Genomic DNA, 3,789 nt, shown 5'->3' with positions numbered 1-3,789 from the left:
CATCGTCCCCTCACCGGCCGCATTCTCTTCAAACGGAGAGAATCACGACCGGCAAGCCGGGCATAGCCTTTTTCCGCAGCCTGCTAACGGCGGGTGGCGTTTGCTCCATAATGCCGCAAATGGCGCCCCGGCCCCTCAGAAACCGCGTCAACCTCAGCTACCGGTCCATTCCCCGCCCTGATCTCGCCCCGGCAACTGGCATGGCGGCTGGTGCAAGCGCCGCAGAGTATCGACACCGCCGCAACTGAGGCCCTCGCCCAGATTTCGCAGGACCCGGAGGTCGCCAAAGGGCGCGGCTTGGTCCGCCGCTTTGCTGAACTGATCAGACGCTGCGGAGTGGGATCGGATGCGCGTCCCGCCAATCCCTCCGCCGTTTTGGACACTTGGCTCACAGACGCGCTGTCCTGTGGCATCCCAGCCATCGAAACCTTCGCCGTCGGCGTGAGGCAGGACGAGGCAGCCGTCAAAGCGGCGCTCATCATGCCCTGGAGCAGCGGGCAGGCGGAGGGACAGGTCAACAAGCTGAAGCTGATCAAGCGCCAGATGTACGGACGCGCCAACCTCGATCTGCTACGCCGTCACGTCCTTCTCGCAGCCTGATCCACGCAAAGTGCGGGAGAACCATCGTTCCGGAGGAAGCTCACTCCGCAACCGCGACCAGCTTCGCGGACAAGCCGTTCAACTCGTTCATCATCGGTTCCGACGGTTCAGGGTTCTCCGGCCGGCGACCATACCAGAATGATGTTAGGGAACGCGCGGAAGACCTGGAGACTGGGGAAAATCCCCCACTTGCTGCCGGCCATGCCGATTCATACGGTACCAATTATCCCTGCATAACCGAGGCAGAGGATAACTATCTGCGCCCCTCGGCAGGAGATACATACATTTGACGCGCTGAATTCCCAACTCATACGAAAGACTTCAGCGCAGTCATTTTTCGTAATGCAACACTGAATCGGATGCGAATTGAAAGGGGATAAACATGCGTAGGCCGTGGAAATTCGGGGTAGCGATATTCGTGCAAGTCGCATTGATAGGTTGTAACTCACAGTCTAGCAACAAGACTCGGAGCATTTCAGGAAATGATAGCAATAATTCAGTTCAACTAAAAGTTAATGCACCACCAGCTTTGCCGGCAACGCTCGCAATAGGATCTCCTGTGTTCGTCGATGATTTTCACAACGGTCGGTCGGTCGGCAATGCCTCCGGGATCGACTTCGCGCAGGCGGGTTCTGGTGGGGTTGCTCTTTTTTCCCGTTCGAAGGAAAGTAGGATTACTTATCCATACAAGGATGGCTTTCCACGGGAAGGTTATCTGGAGATGGATGTTTTGGTTGATCGCGCCTACTCCTACTCCAATTTTAAACTTAACGACAACATTCCATGCGCACTGCTGTTTACGACGGATATTCAGGGCGGTGATGTGACTTGGCCTGGAAGCGCTTGGCTTAGGGCGTGCAAGGACGGGACCATCACATTCCACATCGCTGGGGAAAAGCACGAGCCCGGTCACAAGGATAAGTACAAGCTGGAGGCCAAACGGACCGAGTTCCGCTTTGGAGCCTGGGCCAGGATCGGGATCGGTTTCGGTTCGGCCGGCAGTTATATTGTGTTGAACGGCAAAATCGTTGCCGCTAATCCGGCGCACACTCAGGAACTCGGTGGCGGCGGCACGCAACAGCGGTCGCTTGGACAGCCGACGATTGGTGAAGCCACTTCATCATTCTGGCGGAACAACCAGCACGATGGCGGCTTTGAGGGAACGGTCGCACGCGTCTGGGTGGGTGGAACCCAACTCAAAAAGCCGACTGAAGCACCAGCAAGAAAGCCGACTGAAGCACAAGTTCAAAATCGACAAGGGCATACAAAAACTGCATGCAACCCCGAGGACATATGCAAAGCTTTCGATTTGAAGATCGGCTTCAGTGCAAAACCGCAGGCGCCGACAGAAGTATCCGGTAGCTTCATGGGGTTTCCGGTGGAAGGCGTGACGGCGAACACGACAAACAGCCTCAGCTATGACATTACTCCGGCGAACCTATCGCTGCTCACTGCGAAAAGTTACAAGATCGTGTTGAACGCACGGATCGAGCTAGAGGAGCATAGCAGCGCCAGGATGGGCTGGCTCCCTCTCCCCATCGTTGTTGAAACCAAGAGAATCGATAAAACCGTCGAAATCCATGTGAAGAAGGCCAATGGGTTCCGCGAGAAGGGGCAAGTGCCACTTGCCGAGTTGCGGGCCTACCAGGCCGGCCTGGGGGTCACGAAGACGATTAAGTCGGCCAAGCCGTCGGTCTCGATCGTGAGCATTACTGAGGACCCGTGAGATGCGCTGTGTAGCTGTCCTCTTTGCCTTCCTTACAGCGGCCTCAAGCCCAGCCATGTCACAAGGGTTGACGGTAACGACCGACGGCTTCGAAGGCGGGTTTCAGGGAGCCATTAATGACGCGCAAGTCGTCAAGCAGCGCCAGGAGGCGGAACGGCGTGCACGGGAGCAGGCTAATAGCCGTAACGCCAGCAGCGCAACGAGCGGTAGTTCAGGCTACTCAATGGGAGAAATGCAAGAAAAAAATTATTCCTGCAATCTTGTTTGTCGGCAATCAGGATTTGTATCGTACAAAACCCAGAACATGGGAGGAGTGACGTTTCGCGCCTACCCTCACCAAGTCAGCGACAAATTGAATGCAATATGCAACAAGCTGAGCGGGGCTTGGTATGTTGATACAGATAGCTGCCCGCGCTATTAATACCAAGTCCTGTGGAGTACGACTCATGCAGCGATTCCCGCAGGACTCCGCAGTGTGATTCACCGGAGGGACTACGACGACGAGGTCCGCCATGGCCGCTCCGGTTCCACTCCGCAATGATTACGATGCCGCCGCCCTGCGCCGGCTTGCCCGTTCCTCCCAGGATCCCGGTCAGGTCCGTCGGCTGTTGGCCTTGGCGGCGATCTACGACGGCGAAGCGCGCTCGACCGCGGCGGAGATCGGCGGGGTCGGGTTGCAGACGGTGCGCGACTGGGTGACCCGCTGGCTGGAGGGCGCGTTGCGCGACGGCGCCGCCGGCTTCGTCCCAAACACCCCCGACACCTGACGCCGGAGCCGCCGATGTGCCGACCGCCCGACGACACGCCGGACGCCGTGATGGCCGCCTTGGTCCGCATCCACATGGCCCCAGGGTCGCTGGCGGATGCGGCTTCCGCGCCGCTGTCCGATCCCGACGAGAGCGTCGGCAACATCCTGGCCAACCTACGCTCCATGATCGCCGGCGGCGAGCCTCCACCCGAGACCGCCGCCCGGGCGGTGGAAAAGGAAGCGGCCGCTGTCCGGCGTGTCGCCGCCACGATGGAGGACGGTCACCTGGCGGCGTTCGTCGCGGCGTGCCATGGCGCGGCGCCACCGTGTCCTTCCGGCACGCTGGCGCTGTTGCCTTGCCTGCTGCCGCAGGAGCGCCGCCGGGTGGTGGAGGCGTTTGCCGACGACGGACCGGCGATCATCGCGACGATCGCCGGAATGACCGCCCTGCCGCTTGCCGGCTTGGCGGACCTGAATGCGGCTCTGAGCGCGTTCCGCGACGGCGCGGTGTTCCGGCCCGCCGCGGCAGACCTGGCCCGCGTGGCCGCCGCTATGAAGTGCCCGCGTTCCCTCGGCTGACGTCGCGACTCTGCTTTACCGGCTCCCGCCCGGAGGCGAAAATCCGCGCCGGCCGTCTCAGAGGCTGTTGAGAAGAAAGCTGCTGAGATTTAGAGGAAACTTGTGGGTGGGCGGGCGAGCCGCTTCACGAGAATAT

4 protein-coding genes and 1 pseudogene are annotated in these 3,789 nt (G+C 59.9%); all 5 read left to right on the top strand.

The window, feature by feature from the left end; all coding sequences use genetic code 11:
- Nucleotides 1–210 precede the first annotated feature (210 nt).
- The 5 genes and pseudogenes from QSG27_RS28040 to QSG27_RS28020 all read left to right on the top strand — a co-directional run bounded on the left by QSG27_RS28040 (nt 211) and on the right by QSG27_RS28020 (nt 3,653).
- The gene (locus QSG27_RS28040; protein ID WP_306712026.1) at nt 211–600 is read left to right on the top strand and encodes a transposase; all 390 of its coding nucleotides are present in this window, start codon (nt 211–213) and stop codon (nt 598–600) included.
- Nucleotides 601–1,159: 559 nt separating this feature from the next.
- Nucleotides 1,160–2,326: a hypothetical protein gene (locus QSG27_RS28035; protein ID WP_306712024.1), complete on the top strand. Its 1,167-nt coding sequence runs from the start codon at nt 1,160–1,162 to the stop codon at nt 2,324–2,326.
- Nucleotides 2,327–2,381: 55 nt separating this feature from the next.
- On the top strand, nt 2,382–2,747 hold the full coding sequence (locus QSG27_RS28030; protein ID WP_306712023.1) for a hypothetical protein: 366 nt from the start codon (nt 2,382–2,384) through the stop codon (nt 2,745–2,747).
- Between the two features lie 91 nt (nt 2,748–2,838).
- Nucleotides 2,839–3,024 (top strand): annotated as a pseudogene (locus tag QSG27_RS28025) (IS630 family transposase); the annotation flags it as partial.
- A 119-nt stretch (nt 3,025–3,143) separates the two neighbouring features.
- Nucleotides 3,144–3,653 (top strand): hypothetical protein, encoded by a 510-nt coding sequence (locus tag QSG27_RS28020; RefSeq protein WP_306712021.1) that lies wholly within the window; start codon nt 3,144–3,146, stop codon nt 3,651–3,653.
- Nucleotides 3,654–3,789 lie beyond the last annotated feature (136 nt).

This window comes from Azospirillum isscasi (assembly GCF_030849505.1).
GTDB classification, from domain to species: domain Bacteria; phylum Pseudomonadota; class Alphaproteobacteria; order Azospirillales; family Azospirillaceae; genus Azospirillum; species Azospirillum isscasi.
Note: the sequence above shows the minus strand (reverse complement) of the source record. Positions and strands in the feature narration are given on the sequence as shown.